The sequence below is a fragment of the Martelella sp. FOR1707 genome (assembly GCF_053484265.1).
Window position 1 is genome coordinate 111,221 of sequence record NZ_JBAKFP010000008.1, and the last position, 22,377, is coordinate 133,597.

Annotated in this window: 26 protein-coding genes and 1 tRNA gene; 8 read left to right on the forward strand and 19 right to left on the reverse strand. The window is 63.7% G+C overall.

Annotation, left to right across the window (positions count from 1 at the left end; all coding sequences use genetic code 11):
• Positions 1-24: 24 nt before the first annotated feature.
• On the forward strand, positions 25-765 hold the full coding sequence (locus V6765_RS20435; RefSeq protein WP_448432220.1) for a Crp/Fnr family transcriptional regulator: 741 nt from the start codon (positions 25-27) through the stop codon (positions 763-765).
• A gap of 42 nt (positions 766-807) precedes the next feature.
• Here V6765_RS20435 and V6765_RS20440 read toward each other — a convergent pair whose 3' ends face one another.
• The 17 genes from V6765_RS20440 to V6765_RS20520 all read right to left on the reverse strand — a co-directional run bounded on the left by V6765_RS20440 (position 808) and on the right by V6765_RS20520 (position 15,391).
• The gene (locus V6765_RS20440; RefSeq protein WP_448432222.1) at positions 808-1,218 is read right to left on the reverse strand and encodes a CBS domain-containing protein; all 411 of its coding nucleotides are present in this window, start codon (positions 1,216-1,218) and stop codon (positions 808-810) included.
• Positions 1,219-1,378: 160 nt separating this feature from the next.
• Positions 1,379-2,284 carry a F0F1 ATP synthase subunit gamma gene (locus tag V6765_RS20445; protein ID WP_448432224.1) on the reverse strand — a complete coding sequence of 302 codons (906 nt, stop codon included), beginning with the start codon at positions 2,282-2,284 and terminating at the stop codon, positions 1,379-1,381.
• The gene (locus V6765_RS20450) at positions 2,268-3,797 is read right to left on the reverse strand and encodes a F0F1 ATP synthase subunit alpha (RefSeq protein WP_448432226.1); all 1,530 of its coding nucleotides are present in this window, start codon (positions 3,795-3,797) and stop codon (positions 2,268-2,270) included. Before V6765_RS20450 ends, V6765_RS20445 begins: the two co-directional genes overlap by 17 nt.
• Positions 3,787-4,545, reverse strand: a complete 759-nt coding sequence (locus V6765_RS20455; RefSeq protein WP_448432228.1) for a F0F1 ATP synthase subunit B family protein — start codon at positions 4,543-4,545, stop codon at positions 3,787-3,789. The genes V6765_RS20450 and V6765_RS20455 overlap by 11 nt, the downstream gene beginning before the upstream one ends.
• 4 nt (positions 4,546-4,549) lie before the next feature.
• On the reverse strand, positions 4,550-4,840 hold the full coding sequence (locus V6765_RS20460) for a F0F1 ATP synthase subunit C (RefSeq protein WP_448432230.1): 291 nt from the start codon (positions 4,838-4,840) through the stop codon (positions 4,550-4,552).
• Positions 4,833-5,534 (reverse strand): F0F1 ATP synthase subunit A, encoded by a 702-nt coding sequence (locus tag V6765_RS20465; protein ID WP_448432232.1) that lies wholly within the window; start codon positions 5,532-5,534, stop codon positions 4,833-4,835. The genes V6765_RS20460 and V6765_RS20465 overlap by 8 nt, the downstream gene beginning before the upstream one ends.
• A complete protein-coding gene (locus V6765_RS20470; protein ID WP_448432234.1) occupies positions 5,525-5,827 on the reverse strand; it encodes an N-ATPase subunit AtpR in 303 nt (100 codons plus the stop codon). Before V6765_RS20470 ends, V6765_RS20465 begins: the two co-directional genes overlap by 10 nt.
• Positions 5,814-6,110 carry an AtpZ/AtpI family protein gene (locus tag V6765_RS20475; RefSeq protein ID WP_448432236.1) on the reverse strand — a complete coding sequence of 99 codons (297 nt, stop codon included), beginning with the start codon at positions 6,108-6,110 and terminating at the stop codon, positions 5,814-5,816. The genes V6765_RS20470 and V6765_RS20475 overlap by 14 nt, the downstream gene beginning before the upstream one ends.
• Positions 6,107-6,517: an ATPase gene (locus V6765_RS20480; RefSeq protein ID WP_448432238.1), complete on the reverse strand. Its 411-nt coding sequence runs from the start codon at positions 6,515-6,517 to the stop codon at positions 6,107-6,109. Before V6765_RS20480 ends, V6765_RS20475 begins: the two co-directional genes overlap by 4 nt.
• Entirely contained in the window at positions 6,514-7,914 is a 1,401-nt protein-coding gene (gene atpD, locus V6765_RS20485) for a F0F1 ATP synthase subunit beta (RefSeq protein WP_448432240.1), read from the reverse strand. Before atpD ends, V6765_RS20480 begins: the two co-directional genes overlap by 4 nt.
• A gap of 15 nt (positions 7,915-7,929) precedes the next feature.
• Positions 7,930-8,697, reverse strand: a complete 768-nt coding sequence (locus V6765_RS20490; protein WP_448432242.1) for an SDR family NAD(P)-dependent oxidoreductase — start codon at positions 8,695-8,697, stop codon at positions 7,930-7,932.
• A 14-nt stretch (positions 8,698-8,711) separates the two neighbouring features.
• Positions 8,712-9,626 (reverse strand): carbamate kinase, encoded by a 915-nt coding sequence (gene arcC / locus V6765_RS20495; RefSeq protein ID WP_448432245.1) that lies wholly within the window; start codon positions 9,624-9,626, stop codon positions 8,712-8,714.
• Between the two features lie 2 nt (positions 9,627-9,628).
• Positions 9,629-10,630 carry an ornithine carbamoyltransferase gene (gene argF / locus V6765_RS20500; protein ID WP_448432247.1) on the reverse strand — a complete coding sequence of 334 codons (1,002 nt, stop codon included), beginning with the start codon at positions 10,628-10,630 and terminating at the stop codon, positions 9,629-9,631.
• A gap of 12 nt (positions 10,631-10,642) precedes the next feature.
• Positions 10,643-11,872: an arginine deiminase gene (locus V6765_RS20505; RefSeq protein ID WP_448432249.1), complete on the reverse strand. Its 1,230-nt coding sequence runs from the start codon at positions 11,870-11,872 to the stop codon at positions 10,643-10,645.
• Positions 11,873-11,886: 14 nt separating this feature from the next.
• Positions 11,887-13,335, reverse strand: coding sequence for a YfcC family protein (locus tag V6765_RS20510; RefSeq protein ID WP_448432251.1), 1,449 nt, complete (start codon positions 13,333-13,335; stop codon positions 11,887-11,889).
• Between the two features lie 456 nt (positions 13,336-13,791).
• On the reverse strand, positions 13,792-14,802 hold the full coding sequence (locus V6765_RS20515; RefSeq protein ID WP_448432253.1) for an alpha/beta hydrolase: 1,011 nt from the start codon (positions 14,800-14,802) through the stop codon (positions 13,792-13,794).
• Between the two features lie 112 nt (positions 14,803-14,914).
• Entirely contained in the window at positions 14,915-15,391 is a 477-nt protein-coding gene (locus V6765_RS20520) for an RrF2 family transcriptional regulator (RefSeq protein ID WP_448432255.1), read from the reverse strand.
• Between the two features lie 134 nt (positions 15,392-15,525).
• On the opposite strand from V6765_RS20520, the gene V6765_RS20525 reads away from it, so the two are divergent.
• From V6765_RS20525 to V6765_RS20545, 5 genes are all read left to right on the forward strand, one after another.
• The gene (locus tag V6765_RS20525) at positions 15,526-16,455 is read left to right on the forward strand and encodes an NAD(P)/FAD-dependent oxidoreductase (RefSeq protein ID WP_448432257.1); all 930 of its coding nucleotides are present in this window, start codon (positions 15,526-15,528) and stop codon (positions 16,453-16,455) included.
• On the forward strand, positions 16,455-17,078 hold the full coding sequence (locus tag V6765_RS20530) for a class I SAM-dependent methyltransferase (protein WP_448432259.1): 624 nt from the start codon (positions 16,455-16,457) through the stop codon (positions 17,076-17,078). Before V6765_RS20525 ends, V6765_RS20530 begins: the two co-directional genes overlap by 1 nt.
• Positions 17,079-17,175: 97 nt before the next feature.
• Complete coding sequence (locus V6765_RS20535) at positions 17,176-18,048, forward strand: LysR family transcriptional regulator (RefSeq protein ID WP_448432261.1); 873 nt, start codon at positions 17,176-17,178, stop codon at positions 18,046-18,048.
• Positions 18,049-18,323: 275 nt separating this feature from the next.
• The gene (locus tag V6765_RS20540; protein ID WP_448432263.1) at positions 18,324-19,301 is read left to right on the forward strand and encodes a DUF1852 domain-containing protein; all 978 of its coding nucleotides are present in this window, start codon (positions 18,324-18,326) and stop codon (positions 19,299-19,301) included.
• 29 nt (positions 19,302-19,330) lie between these two features.
• Positions 19,331-20,362, forward strand: a complete 1,032-nt coding sequence (locus V6765_RS20545) for a methionine synthase (protein WP_448432265.1) — start codon at positions 19,331-19,333, stop codon at positions 20,360-20,362.
• 318 nt (positions 20,363-20,680) lie between these two features.
• On the opposite strand, the gene V6765_RS20550 is transcribed toward V6765_RS20545, so the two are convergent.
• Positions 20,681-21,085: an SDR family oxidoreductase gene (locus V6765_RS20550; protein ID WP_448432267.1), complete on the reverse strand. Its 405-nt coding sequence runs from the start codon at positions 21,083-21,085 to the stop codon at positions 20,681-20,683.
• Positions 21,086-21,099: 14 nt separating this feature from the next.
• Here V6765_RS20550 and V6765_RS20555 point away from each other — a divergent pair, with 14 nt between their 5' ends.
• The gene (locus V6765_RS20555) at positions 21,100-21,306 is read left to right on the forward strand and encodes a hypothetical protein (protein WP_448432269.1); all 207 of its coding nucleotides are present in this window, start codon (positions 21,100-21,102) and stop codon (positions 21,304-21,306) included.
• A 31-nt stretch (positions 21,307-21,337) separates the two neighbouring features.
• Here V6765_RS20555 and V6765_RS20560 read toward each other — a convergent pair.
• A tRNA-Ser gene (locus tag V6765_RS20560) sits at positions 21,338-21,427 on the reverse strand.
• A 254-nt stretch (positions 21,428-21,681) separates the two neighbouring features.
• Here V6765_RS20560 and msrA point away from each other — a divergent pair.
• Positions 21,682-22,332, forward strand: coding sequence for a peptide-methionine (S)-S-oxide reductase MsrA (msrA, locus tag V6765_RS20565; RefSeq protein ID WP_448432271.1), 651 nt, complete (start codon positions 21,682-21,684; stop codon positions 22,330-22,332).
• The last annotated feature ends 45 nt before the right edge of the window (positions 22,333-22,377 follow it).

The window sequence follows — 22,377 nt, forward strand, 5'->3', positions numbered from 1 at the left end:
CATCCGCCATGGAGGGAATTCGCCATGCAGATCAGCGTAACCTTGCAGACGTCGCATGCCACCCCCTGCTCGGCGGTCGATGCCTATGCCGCGCTGCGCCCGAAACAGGCCGTAAGGCGGGCGGTCAAGGGGCGCACCGTCGTGCAGGAATCCGACTACGCCGCCCATTCGATGTTGCTGCTGACCGGCTGGGCGGCCCTTTCCAAGACATTGCCCGAAGGCGGCGTGCAGATCATCGACGTGATGCTGCCCGGCGATTTTTCGTTGATCGGCGCTGCGGTCGCCCCCGTCGCCGCCTTCACCGTTGAGGCGCTGACCGATATCACCTACGTCACGATACCGCTGGAACACGTCAACGGCCCGGCGCCGGAACACGCCGAACTGCGCGAGCTCCTCACGGCGATGCTGGTGACGGCGCAAGCGCGCATGTCCGAACTGTTGTTGCGCATGGGCCGCAGCAGTGCTGCGTGCCGCCTCGCCTATACGCTGCTGGAGCTTTATGTCCGGCTGGAGCATATTGGCCTGACCCGGAACGGGCGCTTCGACCTGCCAATGAACCAGCACAAGCTTGGAGAGTTAGCCGGCCTCAGCAACGTGCATGTGTGCCGCACCATGCGGCGGTTTGCACGCAGCGGGCTGATCACCCATCTGGATGATCATGAGATTGTCCTCAACGATCTGGAAACGCTGAGCGAACTTGCGGGGATCGACCTCGCGCGGTTCCGCGAGGAAATCCTGCTGCGCCGCCCGCAACAGGGAACCTGAGCAAAGGCGCATGCCGGTCTTCCGGACACGACAAAACGGGGTTCAACGCGTCTCGACCACCTCGCCGAGCGTTTGCCCCGCAAGCTCTTCATCGGCGTCATTGGCGATATCGCCAAGCGACATGATGCCGGTGACGGCGCCCGCCTCGTCAACGACGACCAACCGGCGAATTTGAAGATCGCCCATGCGGTGCGCCGCTTCGCGGACCGTCTGTTCGGGGCGACAGGTGGCAACGTCGCGTGTCATGATCGCGGCGATCGGCCCATCGGACACGGCGTTGGGAAGATAGCGCGTCACGATATCCCGGTCGGTGACGATGCCGACGACCTGCTCCGCCTCGCAGACCACGACGGCGCCGATATCGCACTCCTTCATCAACGCCGCCACGGCGTGGACAGATGCCGCGGGTCCGACGGTGGTCACGGGGCAACGCATGATGGATTTGACAAACATCTCCAATCTCCACATCGGACACTCGACCAAGAGGCTCCGAAAGCGCCTCCGCCACTGATTGCCGGCCTTGCATTGCGGGCCTTGCCTACTGTTAACGCAACCACGGCCGAAACGGATCTTTTGGCCGGGATTTTAGCCTGGAGGGCCCTGCCCTTGCCGATCAATTATCCTTATCGTCATGCCGTTTCTTTCGATGCGTCTTCAACGCCTCGAAACCGATGATGACATCGAGCAGTTCGGTGGTGATCTCACTCTGCCGCAACTGTCGCATCTCGCCGGCCAGTTCCTCGCGGCGGTCATCAATCGCGCGTTCGGCCTGCTGCATGCGCGCCAGCCGCGCGGCGTTCTCGGTCACCAGCGCCTCGGCTGCGGCGAGAAAGAGCTCGGTGAAAAGGAAGCTGCGGACAAGGGCTGCAAGAAGACGTCCGGGCGGTAGAGAAAAGGTCGGCAGGCTGCGCGATGCCCAGGGGCGTGCCGCCAGCTCCGCCGTCATGGCCGGGTCGAGCGGCAGGAGCCTGCGCGTCACCGGCGCCTGCCGGCCATGTTCGGCCCGCTGCATGAACACCAGCGACACGGTCATGCCAGCACCGCCCCTGGCGCCCTGAATATCGTCGATGAGGGTGATCAGTCTTCCGGCAAGCCGGCCCAGCCCGTCGACATTGGCCGGCGGCAGAAGCGCGGTGTCGGCGGCGATGCCTTGGCCCGCCAGCGCGTCCTCCAACTGCGCGCCGATACAGATCACCCGCGTCGGGGCCTCATCGCCCGGCCCGCGCTGAACCTCTTCGGCCAGTAATTCATTGTAATTGCCGCAAAGCCCGTGGTCGGAGCCGAAGGCGATCGTGACCCGCTCCGCGGCGTTGCCGGAAACCTCGGGCAAGGGTCCCTCGACGGTGATGAACGCGTGCAGGCCGTCCAGAACCGTGGCGCGATAGGCCTCGATGGCATGCGCGGCCTGCTCGTAAGGCGCGGCGTTGATCGCCGACATCGTCTTCATCGTGCGCACGATGCCGCGAATGCTGTCCATGGTTTCGGCGCGGCGGGTGAGTAGCTCAAGCGTCTGCGTCATCGCCTTTTCCCATCGCTTCGACGGCTTGGCGCGCCCTGGCCGTGACGCCCGCGCGAATCTCGTCCGTCAGGGCTTCGTCGGCTGTGAGGCTTGCCGCAAGTCCGGCGTCGTCCTCGCGCACGGCGCGGCGGATTGCGGCCATCGCCTGCATGGCCCGCACCTCATCCATTCCGTCGAGAAGGCCCTCCATCGCGGCGATGAGGATGGCAAGCTGCTCAGCCGCCGGCATCGGATCGCGCTCGGGCTGGCGCAGCGCCGCGCGCACCGCCGCCCCGCGCGCCAGCCGCGCGCGCGTATCCTCGTCCAGCCGCGTGCCGAAGCGGGCGAACTCCTCAAGCTCCTCGAATTGGGACAGCGTGACGCGCAGGTTGCCCGCGACCGCGCGAAACGCCCGGGCCTGCGCCTTGCCGCCGACGCGACTGACCGACACGCCGAGATCGACCGCCGGGAACTGGTTACGCCGGACAAGGTGCGGCGAAAGATAAATCTGCCCATCAGTGATCGAGATCAGGTTGGTCGGAATATAAGCGGAGAGGTTTTCGGCCTGCGTCTCGACCACTGGTAGGGCAGTGATCGACCCGCGACCCTCGCCGAACTGGCCGGCGCGCTCCAGAAGCCGGGCGTGAATGAAGAAGATATCGCCCGGAAAGGCCTCGCGTCCCGGCGGGCGGCGCAGAAGAAGCGACAGCTCGCGATAAGCCCGGGCGTGATGCGTCAGGTCGTCCAGCACCAGAAGCACGTCCTGCCCACGGGCCGCAAACGCTTCGGCCATCGCCATTGCGGCATAGGGCGCGACATAGACCAGGCCCGGTACATCCTCGTCGCCCGCCGCCATGATGACGGTACGCTCCATCATGCCGCCCTCGCGGATCGCGCCGATGACCTTGGCGACGGCATCACCGCGCTGGCCGATCGCGCAATAGATGCAGCGTACTCCGGTCGTGCGCTGATTGAGGATCGCATCCACCGCGATCGAGGTCTTCCCGGTCTGCCGGTCGCCGATGATCAGTTCCCGCTGGCCCATGCCGACAGGCACCGCCGCGTCCACCGCCTTCAGCCCGGTGGCAAGCGGCCGCGACACCGGCCGCCGTTCTAGAATCCCTGTCGCCGGCCATTCAATGGGGCGGCGGTAGTTCGTCTCGATCGGCCCCTGGCCGTCCCGCGGGCGGCCGATCGCGTCAACGACGCGCCCCAGGAGCGGCGTCCCGACCGGCACGTTTACCACCTCGCGGGTGCGCCGCGCCGTCTCTCCCGGCGTCAGCCGTTCCGTGGGGCCAAGCAGAACGACGCCCAGCCGACCCGGCTCCAGATCAAACACGATACCCTTCACGCCGGAGGCGAATTCCAGCACTTCATCGGCCAGCGCCGAGCCAAGACCGGTGACGATGGCGACGCCGTCGGCGACTTCCTCCAGACGCCCCATCTCGCTGACGCGCGGTGGCGGCGCGGGCGCATCGAGGATTTTGCGCAGCAACGCGCTCGCGCCGGTTTCGGCAGCGCCGTCATCCCTCATCGCGCGCGCTCCCGGCCGGCAGGTCGTCCACGGCCTGATCCAGCATCGCCTCGAGGTCTTCGAGATAGTGGTCGATCGTCCAGTCAATCTGCGCACTGCCCAGTTTCAGACTGAGGCCCGGCGACCGCGTCTGATCGGTCTCGAAACTGAGCTGCGCGCCCGGCGCAAGCGTCTTCAGCGCATCGCGCAGGCCGGCGCGTACATCCTCGGGCAGGGGATTGCGGGTCACGGCCACCGCGTATTGAGGCTTCCCATGCAGCCTGTCGGCCACCTCGGGCAGCCGCGCAACCGCGCGGGCCACGATGCGGCTCTCCAGCGTCTCGTCGGCCAGGTCCGTCAGCGCCTTGCGGGTCAGCGACAACAGCGCCTCGGCGCCGGTTTTCTGCAGTTCGGCCCGGTAGGCGCGCGCATCCTCGGCGCGTTGCGCGGCCCGTTCCGCCTGTTCGTGGTCGATTTTCCGGCGGGCCTCGGCCAGCATTTCGCGGCGCTCCTTCTCGGCCTCCTGCCGGGCGGCTTCCAGCGTTTCGGCGCGACTGGCCTGAAGCGCGTCGATCCGCGCTTCGTATTTGGCCTTCTGCTTCTCAGCCGCCGCCTCGACCCTTGCGGCTTCGCCCATGCGCGTGGAGATTTCCCGCTCGCGCGCGTCGATGCCATCGAGAATGGGCCGGTACAGGAACCGCTTCAGCAGCCAGACGAGAACCAGAAAATTGCCGATCTGCGCGCCGACCGTGATCCAGTCGATCGACATGGCGTCAGCTCCCGGCCCCTTGCGCCGCCGCCTCCAGCGCCGCGTTCCAGAACGGGTTGGCGAACAGCAGGATCATGGCAACGACGAAACAATAGATGGCGGTCGATTCGATCATCGCGAGGCTGACGAACAGCGTGCGCGACAGGGTCGAGGCGGCATCGGGCTGCTGCGCGATGGCGCTGAGCGCGGTCGCGGCGGCGCGTCCTTCGCCAAGGGCCGGACCGAGCGCGCCGAACGATACCGTCAGCCCGGCTGTCAGGATCGAGATGAAGGCGATGATGGAAAGGTCAGTCATGGGGCTTGTCCTTTTTGTCGTCGGCGGCATCGGAAACGGCGGTGGCCGAGGAAATGTAGACGGTCGCCAGAACGGCGAAGATGTAGGCCTGGATGACGCCCGTCAGCAGGCCCAGTATGTCCATGACCACCGGAAAGAAGAACGGCGCGATGGACAAGAGGATCGCGGCGATGACGGCGCCGCTCATGATGTTGCCGTAAAGACGGATGGCGAGCGAAACACCGCGCGATGCCTCGCTGACGATGTTGAACGGCAGCATGATGATCGACGGCTCGGCGTAGGTCTTCAGGTAGCCGCCCAACCCTCGGCTGCCGATACCGAAGACCGGCACTGCCACCAGCACGGAGAGCGCCAGCGCCACCGTGGTCGAAAGCGATGCGGTCGGCGTGTCGAAGCCGGGCACGACCATGAGAAGGTTCGCGGTCACGATGAACAGGAACAGCGTGCCGACGAAATAGAGGATGCGCGGATCGCGCCGCTGCGTCACCTCGGCGATCTGGCCGACAATCAAGCTGACGATGACTTCGAGCGCGGTGCGCCAGCGGCTCGGCGGAACATCCGGGCGCAGCCGGCGCGTGACCAGGGCCGACACCCCGACAAGCAGCGCCATGATGATCCACGTATTGACGATCGTGGCGTTGATGCCAATGCCGAGAATGGTGAAGACGATCGTGTCATCGGGCGTCAGTTGCATCTCTGAGCCTCGCGAGCCTGGCCCGATCGCACGACGGCCACGATGATCGTCCGCGTGAGGAGAAAGCCGAAAGCGAAGGCCGCGATCGCCTGGAGACCCAGCCCCGCGACCCACCAGCCAAGCCCGAGCAGTGCCGCCATGCGCAGCGCGGCACTGAGAAACAGCACCAGTGCCGGGCTCTGCCGGCGCAACGCAAACCGGATGCCGAGCGCAAGGCCGCCGAGAAACAGGGCTGCCGCCACGGCGCCGGCCAGAAAGCCCGGCGCAACCAGTGTCCAGTCAAGTGCGATCATCGTCATTTCCTTCCTTCAAGACCCAGCCCCAGGCAATGAACACGCCAATGACAACACCGCCGAGCAGCAGTGCCAGCGTCCACGAAAACCCTTGCGGCGCGACACGATCCAGCCAGAGGCCCAGCAGCGCGCCGCCCACCGTCGGCACGGCAACCGACCAGCCGATCATGCCGAAGGTGCCAAAGCCCCTGAGCGGGCTCGGGCCGGGTTTGTCGCGCGCGTTCTTCATTCGGCCGGCACGGCGGCCGATCTCGCTGGCAGCGCGGTCGTCCTCGTCGTTCATGGCTGCATCTTCCTCAGGCTTGCGAAGCGGCGCACCATCTCGGCCTCGAGCCGCGACAGGGCGGTGCGCGCCACGCGCTCCTCGTCCTCGATTTCGGCGAAGCTGCGGACCACGCGCGCGCGCAGGCTCTCCAGATCGTCGCTCTCGATCCCGCGGCGCACCGCGACGTCGAGGGAATGCCCCTTCTTGACCAGAAGCCCTTCGTCGATGCCGAAGAACCGTTCCCGCCCGTCCGGCTCGCTCAGCAGGAGAACCGATGGCACCAGGGCCGTGACGAAATCCACATGGTTGGGCAGAATGCCAAAGCCGCCATCCTCCGCCTCCGCCCTGAGGCGCGTGGCAGCGCCCTCGAACAGCACGGCGGAGGGCAGGCGCAGATGAACCTGCATTTGCGCAGCCGTACTCATGCCGCCGCCTCCCCGAGCTCTTTCAGGCTGCCGATCATGTAATAATCGCTTTCCGGGCGGTCGAAACTAGTTTGCGAGAGGATCGCCTCGCAGCCCTCCAGCGTCTCGGCGATGGAAACGAGCCTGCCCGTCGTGCCGGCCGAAGCGCCGACGGTGAAGAAGGGCTGGGTGAGGAAGCGCTCCAGCCGCCGGGCGCGGGCGACGACGGCGCGGTCATGGGCCGACAGTTCCTCGATGCCGAGCATGGCGATGATGTCGCGCAGGTCCTCATATTCCGCGAGCGTCCGGCGCACCGCGCGGGCGACATCGTAATGGCGCTGCCCCACCACGTTCGGCGTCAGCATGACCGAGGTCGAGGCCAGCGGATCGACCGCCGGATAAAGCCCCTCGCTCGCGCGCTTGCGCGACAGCACCACCGAGGCGGAAAGATGCGAGAAGATGTGGGCGGCGGCCGGATCGGTGAAATCGTCGGCCGGGACATAGACCGCCTGGATCGAGGTGATCGCACCCTTGCGGGTGGAGGAGATGCGTTCCTCCAGCTCAGCCAGTTCGGTCGCCAGCGTCGGCTGATAGCCCACGCGGCTCGGCATCCGGCCCAAAAGCCCGGAAAGTTCCGAGCCCGCCTGCACGAAGCGGAAGATATTGTCGATCAGCACCAGCACGTCCTGACCGCGCGTGTCGCGGAAATATTCGGCCATCGTCAGCGCCGATTTTCCGACGAGGTAGCGCACGCCCGGAGCCTCGTTCATCTGGCCGAACAGCATCACCATCTTGTCGCGGACGCCGGCCTCGCCCATCTCGCGCCACAGCTCCTCCGCCTCGCGCGAGCGTTCGCCGATGCCGCAGAACAGGCTGACGCCGTGGTGATGCTCGACCGTGTTGTGGATGAGCTCGCTCAGGAGAACCGTCTTGCCGACCCCCGCACCGCCGAACAGTCCGGTCTTGCCGCCGCGCTCGATGGGGGAAAGCAGGTCGATCGCCTTGATGCCGGTCTCGAGCACCTCCGCGCGCAGCACGCGGTCTGCCAGATGCGGCGGCGCGGCGTGAATGGAACGGCGGTCCTCGGCCTCCGGCGCGGGCCGCCCGTCGAGCGGCCTGCCGAACATGTCGAGCATCCGCCCCAGCACCGCCTCGCCCACCGGAACGGCGATGCCGCCGCCCGTGTCGGCAACCTCGGCGCCGAGCGCCAGACCGCCAACGACGCCGAGCGCAATGCAGCGCACGGTGCGCTCGCCGACCATGGAGGCAACCTCCATCGGAATATCGCCGGCCATCAAAAGGCTGTTGATGGCGGGAACCCGGTCCGCGAACGCCACATCGACGATCCCGCCCCGGATCGCCACGACGGTCCCGCGGGTTACTCCCTCATCGACAGTGTCCGGCGCTGGTTCCTGCATGGGCGGCATCTCCTGTCACGTGGCGGCCATGCCGCCATCCACCGGATATTGCGCGCCGGTGATGAAGGCGGATTCGTCGGATGCGAGGAACAGCACGAGATTGGCAATATCCGCGCTTTCGCCATACCGGCCGAGCGGGATGGTGGAGGCAAGCTGATTCTTGACCTCATCGCCGTGGCCGGGGCTGAACCCGTCTTCGAGCGAGCGCATCATGCGCGTGTTGACCGGCGAGGGATGGACGGAATTGACCCGCACATTGGCCACCGCCGCCTCGACAGCGGCCGCGCGCGTCAGGCCGACCACGGCGTGTTTCGAGGTGATGTAGGGGGCGACATTGGGGCTGCCCTTCAGCCCGGCAATCGACGACATGTTGATGATGCTGCCGGATTTCTGTTTCATCATCACCGGCAGAACATGTTGCAGGCCCAGGAAGGGGCCGCGCACATTGACGGCGATGACCCGATCGAAATCCTCGATCTTCTGCTCGGTCAGCGGGGCGACCTTGCCCTCGATCCCGGCATTGTTGAAGAAGATGTCGATCTGGCCGAACCGCTCCACGGTTTCGCGAACGTAGCGCGCGGTGTCCTCCGGCGAGGACACATCGGCCGCCACCGTCAGAACGTCGGCCGAGCCGAGACTTTCGGCCGCCTTCTTCAGATCCTCTTCGCGCAGATCGACCAGCGCCACGCGCGCGCCCTCCTTCAGGAAGAGCCGGGCGGTCTCAAGCCCGATCCCGGCAGCGCCGCCGGTAATGAGCGCGATCTTGTCCTTCAAGCGAGGCATGGTCTTTCCTTTCCCTATCTTCCATCTCTGACAATGCGGGTGCCGGCGCGTTTCTCCAGAATGGCGGTGGCCTGGTCGAGCCGGCCGATCCCGGCCAGTCCGCCATGACGGGCGAATTCCGCCGCGGCCCTGATCTTCGGCCCCATCGACCCGGCCGGCAAATCGAGCGCACGGGCCTCCTCGGGCGCAAGTTCGGCAATCGCCGCCTCGTCCGGGGTGCCGAAGCCGCGATAGACCGCATCCACATCCGTCAGCAGCAGCAGGGCATCGGCCACGAGTTGTTGCGCCAGAAGGGCGCTGGCGGCGTCCTTGTCGATCACCGCCTCGATGCCGGTCATGCTGCCATCGGGCAGGCGCAGCACGGGAATGCCGCCGCCGCCGGTGCAGATTACGATCACGCCCTGATCCAGCAGAAGCCGCAGCACGCGGATATCCGGGATCTCCTGCGGCGCTGGCGATGGCACGACCCGCCGCCACTTGTCGCCATCCTGCGCAATGGTCCAGCCGGCGGCCTTGGCGCGCGCCTCGGCCTCTTCGCGCTCATAGACCGGCCCGATGAATTTGGTCGGCTTGCCGAAGGCCGGGTCACGTGCGTCGACGACGACCTGTGTCAAAAGCGTGGCGACCGGCTTTGCATGATCGAGCGCGTTTTCCAGCTCCTGCTCGATCATGTAGCCGATCATGCCGCCGGTCTCGGCCCCGAGCACATCCAGCGGATAGGCCTCGTCCGGTTTGTAGGCCGCGCCCTGCAGCGCCAGAAGCCCCACCTGCGGGCCGTTGCCGTGGGTGACGACGAGCCGGTGCCCCGCCTTGACGATGCCGGCCAGCGCATGCGCGGCATCGCGGACATTGGCGCGCTGATTTTCCGCAGTCAGCGGCTCGCCCCGTTTCAGGAGCGCATTGCCGCCCAGTGCCGCCACGACAAGCATGATCAGCCTCCCAGCGTGGCGACTAGAACCGCCTTGATGGTGTGCATCCGGTTTTCCGCCTGATCGAAAACGATCGAGGCGGGGCTTTCGAACACCTCTTCCGTGACTTCCATCGCGTCGAGGCCGAACTGTTCGAGAATCTCCTTGCCAACGCTGGTCTCGGTGTTGTGGAAGGCCGGCAGGCAATGCATGAATTTCGCGCGCGGATTGCCGGTCTTTTCCATGACCTCTTTCGTGACCTGATAGGGCTTGAGAAGATCGATGCGCTCGGCCCATTTCTCCTTGCCCTCGCCCATGGACACCCAGACATCGGTATAAAGGAAATCCGCGCCGCGAACCGCCTCATCCACATTCTCCGTCAGCATGATCCGCGCGCCGGTTTCGGCCGCGATCTCTTCGGCCTCGTTGCGGATATCCGCCGTCGGCCACAGGCTTTCCGGCGCGCAAAGCCGCACGTCCATGCCCATCTTTGCCCCGCCAATCAGCAGGCTGTCGCCCATATTGTTGCCGGCATCGCCCAAGAAGCAGTAGGCGATTTCGCGCAGGGGCTTGTCGCTGTGTTCCTGCATGGTCAGGAAATCAGCGAGAATCTGGGTGGGGTGGAACTCGTCCGTCAGCCCGTTATAGACCGGCACGCCAGACCATTCGGCAAGCGTCTGCACCACCGCCTGCCCGAAGCCGCGATACTCGATCGCATCATAGACCCGGCCGAGCACCCTTGCGGTGTCCTTGACGGTTTCCTTGTGGCCCATGTGGTTGCCGGACGGGCCCAGATAGGTGACGGTCGCGCCCTGATCGTGGGCCGCCACCTCGAAGCCGACGCGGGTGCGGGTGCTGTCCTTCTCGAAGATGAGCGCGATTTCCTTGCCCTTGAGCGTCGGCACCTCGGTGCCCGCATATTTGGCCGACTTCAGGTCGACCGCGAGCTTGAGAAGGAAGGCGATTTCCTGCGGCGTGAAATCGCGCAGCGTCAGGAAATTCCGGTTCTTCAGATTGAAAGCCATACTATTATCTCCTCAGGCCGGATCGCGTATCGTCGGGCAGGACATGCAGCGGCTGCCGCCGCGCCCGCGCCCGAGTTCCGCGCCCGGCAGCTCGATCACCTCGATGCCTTCGGCGCGCAGCGCCGCATTGGTGTCGTCGTTGCGGTCATAGCCCATGACCACGCCGGGACGCAGCGCCAGCACGTTGTTGCCGTCGTTCCACTGCTCCCGCGACTGCTCGAACGGATCGCTACCGCCGGTGGGAATGACCTTCAGCTGCTTGAAGCCCATCGCATCGGCCACGACCTCGAACAGCGGGCGTTTATCGTGACGCATGTCGATCGGCTTGCCACCCTCGCCGGGATGCAGGTCGTAGCAGGTCATTTCTTCCGCGACCTCCTTGAAGCTGGTCACGACATCGCCGCCGCAGAAGGTGAAGACCGTGTCGAGATGCATCGCGGAGCGTTCCTTCGGCATCTGGCAGGCGATCACCCGCTCGGCGCGGCCCTGGCTGAACAGTGCCTCGGCCAAAAGCCCCACGGCCTGCGGCGAGGTGCGCTCGCCCATGCCGACCAGAACAAGGCCGTTGCCGACCGGCATCTGGTCGCCGCCTTCAAGCGTGGCGAGCCCGTGATCGGCCAGCGGATCGCCCCAGATCACCTCGGTCTTGCCGGCGAATTTCGGGTGGAACCGGTAAATCGCAGCGGTCAGCAGGGTTTCCGGACGGCGGGCCTGCCAGTACATCGGGTTCAGCGTGACGCCGCCATAGATCCAGGCCGAATTGTCGCGGGTGAACATGAAATTCGGCAGGGGCGGCAGGATGAAGCCGTGATAGCCGAGATAGCTGCCGAACATGCCATCGGCGGCAAACGGCAGGTCGGCGACCGTCAGCCCGCCGATCAGATATTCGGCCAGTGTGGCACCAGGCAGCGTGTCCATCCAGCCCCGTAATTCCTTCTGCATGCCGATGCCGACATGCTGGGCGGAAATACGGTGATCGAGAACCCATTTGCGGGCCTCGGGATTGTCCAGAACCTCGGCCAGCATCGCGCCGGTTTCCAGCACCTCGACGCCTTCATTGCGCATCGCCTCGCCAAAGGCGTCGTGGTCCTTCTGCGCCTGCTTGACCCAGAACACGTCGTCGAAAAGCAGTTGCTCGCAATTGTCGGGCGTGAGCCGCCGGTGCGCGAGGCCCGGCCGGCAGATGATGACCTGCCGCAACTTGCCGCTTTCGGAATGGACCCCGAGTTCATGGTTGGTCATAACGGACCTCTCTTTCACAGTAATGCGCCGATACTCAGCACGACCGAGATGAAGATCAGCAGGATCAGCATCAGCGGCCAGATGAAGACGATCCAGCGGTCATAGGACACCCGCCCGATGGCGAGCCCGCCGATGACCACCGCGAAGGTCGGATTGATCAGGTTCGCCAGCCCGTTGGCGGACTGATAGGCCGTGACCACAAGATCGCGGCCGACGCCGGCGAAGTCGGAAAGCGGTGCCAGGATGGGCATCGACAGAACCGCCAGACCCGATGACGAGGGAACGAAGAAGCTCATGCCGAGTTCGATCCAGAACATCACATTGATGAAGGCCAGCTCGCCGAGCCCACCGAGCGTCTGTTCGGCGCCGTGCAGGATCGTGTCGGCGATCAGCCCGTTTTCCATGATGACGACGATGCCGCGCGCCAGGCCGACCACAAGCGCCACGCCCAGAAGATCGCGCGCGCCGTCGACGAAATTGCCGGTCAACTGCTTTTCGCCCTGGCGCGAGACCAGTCCGATGACGATGGCCGAACCAAGGAATAGCGCGCTCATCCGCGCCATCCACCAGCCCTGGCTGGAAACACCCCAGATCATGACCACGAAGGTGGCGGCAAAAATCAACAGAACAACCTTCTGAGTGCCGCTCAGCTTCGCCTCGGTCTCTTCCCCGAATTTGTCCTGAAGAAAGATCTTTTTATGGGCCTCGGCCTGTTTCGCGACGACCGAGCGTGACGGATCGGTCCTGACCCGGTGGGCATAGCGCATGACATAGGCCGCGCAGATCACCAGACCGCCCAAGAGGAGCACCAGCCGCAGGATCAGCCCGTCGGTGAAGGGAATGCTTGCCGCATTGGAGGCAATCACGGTGGCGAAGGGGTTGATCGTCGATCCGAGCACGCCGATGCCCGCGCCGATCAGGATGATCGCGACGCCCGTCACGGCGTCGTAGCCGGCGGCGATCATGACCGGGATCAGGATCGCGTAAAAGGCCAGCGTCTCCTCGGCCATGCCATAGGTGGTGCCGCCCAGCGCGAAAAGACCCATCATGATCGGAATGATCCATATCTGGTGCCCCTTCATGTCGAACATCGCCGCCTTGATCCCCTTGTCTATCGCGCCCGTGGCATTCACCACGCCGAGGAAGCCGCCGAGAAACAGGACGAAAAGCGCCACGTCGATGGCGTTGGCCGCATAGCTGTCGGGATTGTAGAACCCGGCAATCGGCGCCAGCATCACGTCGACGAAGCCCTGCGGGTTCGGATCGACCTCATGGAAGGTGCCGGCGACGGCGATTTCGCGCCCGACCTCCTCATTCATGACCCGGTCATACTGGCCGGCCGGAATGATCCAGGTCAGCGCGGCGACCAGGATGATCAGAGCAAAAAGAATGGTGTAGGCCGTCGGAAATCTGGATGAAAGCTCTGGCGCCGTATCGTTCGGCGGCTTGGTTTGGTCGATCATTGCGGTCCTCCGACTGAAAATATCGCCCCCGGCTTGCGCTCTGAAGGGTCCTTTTGAAATGGACCTGACTGATTTCCCGCGACGTCGCATTGACCGAGGTTAACGCGCCGCCGGGAATTGAAATGGCGCGAAAGAGCCCGACAGGCGACGTAATACCAAGAGTCAATGATTAGGACCCATCTGACCGGAGCGATTTTGAAAGCCGGCTAGGCGAAAACCGCAGTGGTAGCCATAGCTACGGCGAGGATTTTCAACGACGCAGGCTTTCAAAAGCGCCCGGCCCTTAAAAGGGGGCGGCGGGTTGATATGACGAGACGTAGGTTCAGCCGACCAAGGCCAAGTTCTTCCCTTATCCGTTAAACCAGATCTGTCTCAAAGGCGTTGAAACGGAACAATCCCTGTCTTGCGCGTGCAACCAGCGATATGGCGCTCCGTATCGCGAATTTCTCCTGACAGTCAGCGCACGTCGCCTCTGGCCAGGATCCATCCGGTTAACGTATCGAGTGCGCCGGGTGCATAGGCATACCGCCCCTCGACGAGAAACCGCGCAACCGCAGTCCATGACCACTCTTCGGTCAATTGCCAGTTGTAGGCGGAGGACTTCAGGAGCCCGTGCGTGGCCTCCGGCCAGATGACGATCCGGGTTCGGTCATCCCGTCCGGATAAAAGGTCGCGATAAATCGCTGCGTTGCGTTCGGCATCGACATTCAGGTCGTCGGAGCCCCAGATTGCAAGCAGGGGCAGATCGAGTTGCGAAAGCGCACGACGCGCATCGACATCCCGGTTGGCCTGAATGAACTGCCAGCGATCCACGGGCATTCCGGCAGGTGCATCAGTCGCCTTTGCTTCCGGCCCGAATATGCGTTCATCTTCACGATGCTGATCCGCAATCTTCAGATTGATCGCCTGCAGATGAAGACCCTGACGAGCGAGCCGGACGCGCGTGAAATACTCTCCCTGATCATGCCAGGATACCGCTGCCCCGACCAGCACGAGAAAATCCGCATCGTCACGCGAGAGCTCCGGCAGAACCCATCCGGCCTGCGAAAACCCCACTGCCCCGATCGCGACGCCCTTCAGGCGCCGGGCCAGGGCCTGAAGGGCCGCGCGCGTTTCCTCGGCACGCTCTTCCATGGTTTGGTGCAGCCAGTTTCCCTCGGAATTGCCAACGCCTGGCTTGTCCCAGGACGCCACGGCTATACCCCGGTCCAGCATGGTGTTGATCAGCGGAGCGTATCCTCCTTCTGAGGTGCGATCCTGCGCCCCATCTCCATGGACGAAGACGACAGCCACCCGGGGTGGCTGGTCGGGAAGCCAAAGCGTTCCCGAGACGGACTTCCCCGAGGACATGAAGTCAAAACGCTCGCTGAAGCGTCGGTCGAGGTCATGGTCGGCCAAACGCCAGAACAAAAGGCCCGCAAAGAGTGACAGTATCAGAGCGGTTGCCAGAACCGAGCGCAATCTCAATGGAGTCCATCTCCAGATCTCATCATTTTATATGGAATACCTATGGGGGGAGTGCCTTGAATGCAAATCGGGTTCGGTCATCTTTCATGGAGGCCGCCCCGATGCAAACATGTCAGCCCTTGATATGCGAAAAGGCCGCTTCCCGATCGCCCGCATCGGCCTGAAGCGCGGCGAACCGGTGCTCGAAATCCTGCGCCAGGTCTTCCACCGAGATTTCGGAAAACTGCTGTAACAGCCGGCGTTCGGCTTCCTGCATCGCCAGGTCAAGCCGGGCGTCGACGGCCTTTTCCACCAGACAGTCGGCGGGTTCGGCGCCGGGGCCGATGTTGAACAAAGGCGGGCTGCCGATCGCCTCGTAGACGTCCAGCAGCGATATCGCGCTCAACGGCCGCGCCAGCCGCCAGCCGCCGCCATGGCCCTTTTCCGAGATCAGAATTTCCTTGTCCCTGAGGCCTGCCATCATCCGCCGCACCACGACAGGGTTGGTCGAAATCATCCCGGCGATCTGATCCGAGGTCGCGCGCTCGACGTGCCGGTCGAGATGGATCAGCACGTGCAGCATGCGGGAGAGGCGGAGATCGCGCGGCATGAAATGGGCTCCTGGCTTTTCGCTGGTCCCTGTCTAGCATCCATCACGCAACAATGAAAGTTTCATGTCTTGCCACGACCCAGGCTTTCATGTAACTCATAAAAATACATAAAGGCCGAACACAGGAGCAGGCTATGGATCATGATGTTCTGATAATCGGCGGCAGTTTTGCCGGCGTCTCCGCCGCCATGCAGCTGGCGCGGGCGCGAAAGGCGGTGCTGGTGCTGGATACCGGCATGCCCAGAAACCGCTTCGCTGAAGCATCGCACGGGTTTCCGGGACAGGACGGGCAAAGCCCGGCCGCGATCAAGGCGCGCTTGCGCGAAGAGCTGAGCGCCTATCCGACCGTGCGCTTTCGCGACGAGGCGGCACTTTCAGCCCGGCGTGAGGGCAATGGCTTCCGCGTGTCTCTGGCCGACGGCGGAGATATCACCGCGCGGCGGATCGTCCTTGCCCATGGCGTGCGCGACAGCCTGCCGGATATCCCCGGCCTTGCCGAACGCTGGGGCGCAAGCGTGCTGCATTGCCCCTATTGCCATGGCTATGAGCTCGACCGGCAGCCCGTCGGCGTGCTGGCGCGCGATGAGATGGCCTTCCATCAGGCCATGCTGCTGCCTGACTGGGGGCAGACGACATTGTTTACCGGAACGGCTTTCCATCCGACAGACGAGCAGGTGCAATCGCTGAAGAGCTGCGGCGTTCAGATCGAGGAGACGCCGGTCAAGGAACTCATCGGGCCCGGTCCGGCGCTTGAAGCGGTGCGACTTGAAGACGGGCGGACGGTTCCGCTTGCGGGGCTTTTTCTGGCGCCGCAGACCGCGCCATCCAGCGACATTGCGGCGCAACTGGGCTGCGAAATGCGGGACGGGCCGACCGGGCCCTATGTCGCCGTCGACCAGACGCAGGCGACCACGGTTGCCGGCGTCTTTGCCGCCGGCGATCTGGCAAGCCCGATGCCGAACGCGACGCTGGCAGCCGCGGCGGGCGTGATGGCCGGAGGCGCTGCCCATCGCTCGCTGATCTTCGATCCCGATCTGAAACAGCACAATAAGAGGGCATCGTGATGGCGCTGGCCGCACAGGACGAATTCTGGAACGATCTCTATTCCAGGGCCTCGCCGACCTCATCCGGAAAGCCGGGAATGGCGCTGGCCCAGTTTGCCGGTCCGCTGTCGCCCGGCGCGGCGCTGGAGCTTGGCTGCGCCAAAGGGGACGATGCCGTCTGGCTCGCCGGGCGGGGCTTTCAGGTGACGGCCGTCGACATATCCTCCGTCGCGCTGGAATATGCCGCGGAGAATGCGCGGCGCGCCGGCGTCGCCGAGCGCATCCGCTTCGAGGCGCATGATCTCGCCGTTTCCTTCCCCGAGGGCGACTATGATCTGGTGACGGCAAGCTTTTTGCATTCCCCGCACGATTGGCCGCGCACCCGGGTTCTGGCGCGCGCCGCCAGCGTCGTCAGGCCGGGCGGGCATCTGCTGATCGTCGAACATGGCTCATACGCGCCGTGGTCATGGTCATCGAATGAGACGCTGCCGCCCACTGCCGAGGAGACGTTTCGCGCGATGGCTCTTGCCGCCCATGACTGGCAGAGAAACTGCGTCTGCCAGATCGAGCGCGTGGCAAATGGGCCGGATGGCCAGACCGCGCTGGTGAAGGACAATATCATCTTCCTTCAACGCATCGGCTGAGCAGGGCTGCTATGGGCTCTTGGACGGATGAAACCAATTGTCTATCATGACGTGACTTCGATAGAATACCCATGTTCATGACAGGAGATCATGCTCCATGATCGACATCCAGCCCCTCGCCATCCTTCGCGAAATAGACCGGACAGGCAGTCTGACCCAGGCGGCCGAGCAGTTGAACCTGACGCAATCGGCCGTCAGCCACGCGATCCGCCGTTTCGAGGACCGCTACGGCGTCAAGCTGTGGGAGCGCGAGGGGCACAAGCTGCGGCTGACGCTCGCCGGAGACTATCTTCTGGGCCTTGCGCAGCGGGTGCTACCGCAACTGGAACACGGCGCCTCTGTGATCGAGGATTATGCGCGCGGGCGGCGCGGCGCGATCCGGGTGGGCATGGAGTGCCACCCCTGCCAGGACTGGCTGATGCGGGTGGTGGATCCGTTTCTGGCGGAATGGCCGGATGTCGAGCTGGATGTGACCACCGCCTTTCAGTTCGGCGGTCTCGCAGCCCTTCTGAGCCACGAGATCGATATTCTCGTCACCCCCGACCCGATCGAACGCGCGGGCCTCGAATACAGGCCCGTCTTCGATTACGAACTGGTTCTGGCGGTGGCCGAGAATCATCCCCTTGCGCAAAAACAACGGATCGAGCCGGAGGATCTGGCGGGCGAAACCCTGATCACCTATCCGGTCTCGCGCGAACGGCTCGATATTTTTACCCGTTTTCTCGTGCCCGCCCATGCCCTGCCGCGCCGCCACCGCACGGTGGAGACGACCGATCTTATGCTGCGGCTGGTGGCATCCGGCCGCGCCGTCAGCGCAACGCCCGACTGGCTGTTGCGCGGGGCGAAGGGGGTGAAGGGCGTGCGGATTGGCGAAGGGATCGCCAAATCCATCCATCTCGGCCACCGCAAGGGCGAGCGCCCCGACTATCTGGATGGCTTCATGGCACTGGCCGAGACCGTTCAGATCTGAGCCTTCGCTGGAGGGCCGGCGACGCCCGGTCGTTTGTCGCGCCCAGTCGGCGAGCGGCTATCGTTGCACGGCGGCTCCAAACCGGATTGCCTCAACATGACGACGTGTCATGTTTTTCTGAAAAATAATCATTTTTTATCATGGAAAAACTCGGGCATACAACATGCATTGCCTGAGCCGTCGTCTCATGAAGACTGCCGACAGGGCAGGCTCAAAAAGGCCTCGAAAACGCAAACAATGCCCGCGCGCGCTTTCTCGGAAGCCAGGATACTACCATGACCAATGACCTCACCTTCACGATCAAGACCATTCGTTTCGACGAAAATTACAAGCCGTCCGATGCCACGCGGACGACCACCAATTTCGCGAATCTGGCGCGCGGTGAGCGCCGGCAGGAGAACCTGCGAAACGCGTTGCGCATGATCGATAATCGTTGCAACGATCTCGCGCATTGGGACAATCCGGAGAGCGACCGCTACGCGGTCGAGCTCGACATCATTTCCGCCGAACTGGATATTGGCGGCAATGGCCAGACTTTCCCGGCCATCGAGGTGCTGAAGACGACGATCCTCGATCGCAGGACCGGCGCGCGAATCGAAGGCATCGTGGGGAACAACTTCTCCTCCTATGTGCGCGATTATGATTTCAGCATCCGACTGCCCGCGCATAATAAGAACCGAGCGGGTTTTAGCGTGCCAGACGATTTCGGCGAGTTGCACGGAAAGCTCTTCCAGTGCTTCGTGAATTCGAAGGCGTACAAGGCGCATTTCCGCAAGCCGCCGGTCATCTGCCTCAGTGTCTCGGAGAACAAGGTCTATCGCCGCACCGCGAACCGGCATCCCGTGCTCGGCGTTGAATACGAGGCCAACGAGCCGTCGCTGACCGAACAGTACTTCCGCAAGATGGGATTGCAGGTGCGCTATTTCATGCCGCCTGAATGCGCAGCACCCCTGGCCTTCTATTTCTTCGGAGACCTGCTCAACGACTACACCAATCTGGAACTGATCGGCACCATCGCAACGATGGAGACGTTCCAGCGGATCTACCGGCCGGAGATCTACAACGCGAACTCGGTTGCGGGCCAATGCTACAAACCGAACCTGAAGCAGAGCGACCACTCGCTCACCCGCATCGTCTATGACCGGGAGGAGCGGACCCGGCTCGCCATCGAGCAAGGCAGGTTCGCGGAGGAGCATTTCATCAAGCCCCACGCTTCCCTTCTGGGCCGATTGTCCGCTCGACACGCCCTTTGACCCATTCAAGAACCCGCAAGGTCGCCATCATGAACAAACTCCTCCCCACCTCGACCGCCGGCAGCCTGCCCAAGCCCGTCTGGATCGCAGAGCCGGAAAAGCTCTGGTCCCCCTGGAAGCTCGAGGGCGATGAGCTCGCCGAGGGCAAACAGGATGCCCTGCGGCTGACGCTGGCCGAGCAACAGCGCGCCGGCATCGACATCGTCAGCGATGGCGAACAGACCCGCCAGCACTTCGTCACGACTTTCATCGAGCATCTCGATGGCGTCGATTTCGAAAAACGCGAAACCGTGAGGATCAGGAACCGCTATGACGCCAGCGTCCCGACCGTCGTCGGCGCCGTCTCGCGCGAAAAGCCGGTCTTCGTCGAGGATGCGAAATTCCTGCGCAGCCTGACCGACGGCCCAATCAAATGGGCCCTGCCCGGCCCGATGACGATGATCGACACGCTTTATGACGCCCATTACCGGAGCCGCGAGAAGCTTGCCTGGGAGTTCGCCAAAATCCTCAATCAGGAAGCCCGCGAACTTGAAGCCGCCGGCGTGGACATCATCCAGTTCGACGAGCCCGCCTTCAACGTGTTCTTCGACGACGTGAATGACTGGGGCATCGCCACGCTGGAAAGAGCGATCGAAGGGCTGAAATGCGAGACGGCGGTTCACATTTGCTACGGCTACGGCATCAAGGCCAATACCGACTGGAAGAAGACGCTGGGTTCGGAATGGCGGCAATATGAAGAAACCTTTCCCAAGCTTCAGGCCTCCAATATCGATCTGGTCTCGCTGGAATGCCACAACTCGCATGTGCCGATGGAACTGATCGAGCTGATCCGCGGCAAGAAGGTGATGGTCGGCGCGATCGACGTGGCGACCGACGCCATCGAAACGCCGGAAGAGGTCGCCGCTACTCTCCGCAAGGCGCTTCAATTCGTCGATGCCAACAAGCTTTACCCCTGCACCAATTGCGGCATGACGCCGCTCGCGCGCAGCGTCGCCCGCGGCAAGCTTGAAGCGCTGAGCGCCGGCGCGGACATCATCCGACGGGAAATTGCCGCTGTATAAGCCAATTGAAATGGCTCTGAAATGCTCGGCAAAGCGCCGAACGGGAAGCTGCTGCCTCGTTGTCGGGAAGCGTAGCCGCCGACCAAAGGCGCTCCGGCAGTTCGTCTTCCCCGATTTCACCGCCAGCCCCGTCTTCCATCAACTGGATTGCATCGACCAGTTGGAAGCGCAGCCGGCATCCGCCATCAGCAAGAAAAGACGTGCAGCGATCCGGGCTGTGCGTTCGTCACGCGCGCAGTGGCGGAACCGATGCAGCCATCGGCGCCGGTAATACGGATATGTCCGGCGATTGAACTGCCCTCCCTCGTTTCATCCTCCCTATGCGGCGGTATATCCGCCGTCGACCGGGATCGTGACGCCGGTGATCATGCGCGACGCCGAAGATGCCAGAAACACGGCTGTACCGCAGAGTTCGTCCGGATCGGCCCAGTCGCCGCCCTTCGGCAATCGGGTCAGGACTTTCTGGCGGATCTCCGGGTCGGCCCGGCCGCGCTCTGTCATCGGCGTGCGGATCCAGCCGGGCGCAATCGCGTTGACCCGGATGCCTTCCTCGGCAAACGAAAGCGCCAGCGATTTCGTCAGCGACACCACGCCGGCCTTGGCCGCCGCATAGGCCGGTATATGCGGCGCGCCGTAATAGGAAAACATCGAGGCGATATTGATGATCGCACCGCCGCGCGCGGCAAGTCCGGCGCGATAGGCATTGGCAACCCCACTATCCACTCCATGATCGCACCTTGCGCGTCACACGATGCGGGCGAATCTGTATCGGGAAACGAAAAATCAATCTCAGCCAGGTCTTCGCCGGCCAAATCTTCGGACTGCGCGAAGTCGAAGACGGCATTTGGATCGTGTCATTTCTCGGCTATGATCTGGGCTTCTTCGACAACAATGAGGACGGTGTCGAACCGGCAGAAAACCCATTCGCCCCGGAGATAATGTAAACCATGTGACGAGAATGGACCGACGAGGTAATGGCGGACAGAGAGGGATTCGAACCCTCGATACGGTTGCCCGTATACACGCGTTCCAGGCGTGCGCCTTCGACCACTCGGCCACCTGTCCGTTCGATGCCTGCTTCGGCGAAGCCGAGCGGCGGGAACGGCGCGATATATACCGATGAAGGCGCGATGATCAACCCGAATTTGTCAGTTTCCTGAAATGATTGCGGCCGGTCGGCAATTGCGCGGCTCTGGCGGCCGGCCGCGGAACCGGAACTTGTGTCCGATCGTTTCGATGCTTATCTAATATGCATCTATCGCCGTCGTTCCGCGGCGCAGGAAAAGCGGAGCCGGCCTACCCGTTCAAAGGAGAATCAGATGTTTCTCTCGACCCTGAAAAAGGAAAAGACCACGCTGCCGACGGCCGAGACCGCGCTGCCCGGCCGCGCCGAGCCGATTCCCACGGCGCGCGAGCATTTCGTCAATGGTCGTCCGCTCGCTCCGCCCTACCCCGATCACCTGAAGGAAGTGATGCTCGGCATGGGGTGTTTCTGGGGCGCGGAACGGCTGTTGTGGCAGACGCCCGGCGTCTATGTGACCGTTGCCGGCTATTCCGGCGGAATCACCCCCAATCCGACCTATGAGGAAACCTGCACGGGGCTGACCGGCCACACCGAGGTGGTGCGCGTGGTCTATGATCCGCAGCAGGTGAGCCTCGAACAATTGCTCGCGATCTTCTTCGAGGCCCATGACCCGACCCAGGGCATGCGCCAGGGCAATGATATCGGCACCACCTATCGCTCCGCGATCTACCTTGAGGACGAGGACGATCTGAAGCTTGCCGAACGCGTGCGCGATCGCTTCCAGTCCGCGCTGAAGGAAAGCGGTCGGGCCGACCTGATCACCACGGAAATCGCGAAGGCTGGCGCATTCTATCCGGCCGAGGATTATCACCAGCAATATCTGGCCAAGAACCCTGCCGGCTATTGCGGGCTCAGGGGCACCGGCGTCTCCTGCCCGATCGGCTGACACGAACGGCCACCGCCAACCGAGTTTGCCGAAGGGAGCGTTCGC

Coding starts and splice junctions, on each gene's coding strand:
- V6765_RS20470 (WP_448432234.1), bottom strand. CDS start 5,827: ATGATCGCACTTGACTGGACACTGGTTGCGCCGGGCTTTCTGGCCGGC.
- V6765_RS20475 (WP_448432236.1), bottom strand. CDS start 6,110: ATGAACGACGAGGACGACCGCGCTGCCAGCGAGATCGGCCGCCGTGCC.
- argF (WP_448432247.1), bottom strand. CDS start 10,630: ATGGCTTTCAATCTGAAGAACCGGAATTTCCTGACGCTGCGCGATTTC.
- V6765_RS20445 (WP_448432224.1), bottom strand. CDS start 2,284: ATGACGCAGACGCTTGAGCTACTCACCCGCCGCGCCGAAACCATGGAC.
- V6765_RS20530 (WP_448432259.1), top strand. CDS start 16,455: ATGGCGCTGGCCGCACAGGACGAATTCTGGAACGATCTCTATTCCAGG.
- V6765_RS20525 (WP_448432257.1), top strand. CDS start 15,526: ATGGATCATGATGTTCTGATAATCGGCGGCAGTTTTGCCGGCGTCTCC.
- V6765_RS20450 (WP_448432226.1), bottom strand. CDS start 3,797: ATGAGGGATGACGGCGCTGCCGAAACCGGCGCGAGCGCGTTGCTGCGC.
- V6765_RS20510 (WP_448432251.1), bottom strand. CDS start 13,335: ATGATCGACCAAACCAAGCCGCCGAACGATACGGCGCCAGAGCTTTCA.
- V6765_RS20505 (WP_448432249.1), bottom strand. CDS start 11,872: ATGACCAACCATGAACTCGGGGTCCATTCCGAAAGCGGCAAGTTGCGG.
- V6765_RS20460 (WP_448432230.1), bottom strand. CDS start 4,840: ATGACTGACCTTTCCATCATCGCCTTCATCTCGATCCTGACAGCCGGG.
- V6765_RS20480 (WP_448432238.1), bottom strand. CDS start 6,517: ATGAGTACGGCTGCGCAAATGCAGGTTCATCTGCGCCTGCCCTCCGCC.
- msrA (WP_448432271.1), top strand. CDS start 21,682: ATGTTTCTCTCGACCCTGAAAAAGGAAAAGACCACGCTGCCGACGGCC.
- arcC (WP_448432245.1), bottom strand. CDS start 9,626: ATGCTTGTCGTGGCGGCACTGGGCGGCAATGCGCTCCTGAAACGGGGC.
- V6765_RS20540 (WP_448432263.1), top strand. CDS start 18,324: ATGACCAATGACCTCACCTTCACGATCAAGACCATTCGTTTCGACGAA.
- V6765_RS20535 (WP_448432261.1), top strand. CDS start 17,176: ATGATCGACATCCAGCCCCTCGCCATCCTTCGCGAAATAGACCGGACA.
- V6765_RS20465 (WP_448432232.1), bottom strand. CDS start 5,534: ATGCAACTGACGCCCGATGACACGATCGTCTTCACCATTCTCGGCATT.
- V6765_RS20435 (WP_448432220.1), top strand. CDS start 25: ATGCAGATCAGCGTAACCTTGCAGACGTCGCATGCCACCCCCTGCTCG.
- V6765_RS20490 (WP_448432242.1), bottom strand. CDS start 8,697: ATGCCTCGCTTGAAGGACAAGATCGCGCTCATTACCGGCGGCGCTGCC.
- V6765_RS20440 (WP_448432222.1), bottom strand. CDS start 1,218: ATGTTTGTCAAATCCATCATGCGTTGCCCCGTGACCACCGTCGGACCC.
- V6765_RS20455 (WP_448432228.1), bottom strand. CDS start 4,545: ATGTCGATCGACTGGATCACGGTCGGCGCGCAGATCGGCAATTTTCTG.
- V6765_RS20545 (WP_448432265.1), top strand. CDS start 19,331: ATGAACAAACTCCTCCCCACCTCGACCGCCGGCAGCCTGCCCAAGCCC.
- V6765_RS20520 (WP_448432255.1), bottom strand. CDS start 15,391: ATGCCGCGCGATCTCCGCCTCTCCCGCATGCTGCACGTGCTGATCCAT.
- atpD (WP_448432240.1), bottom strand. CDS start 7,914: ATGCAGGAACCAGCGCCGGACACTGTCGATGAGGGAGTAACCCGCGGG.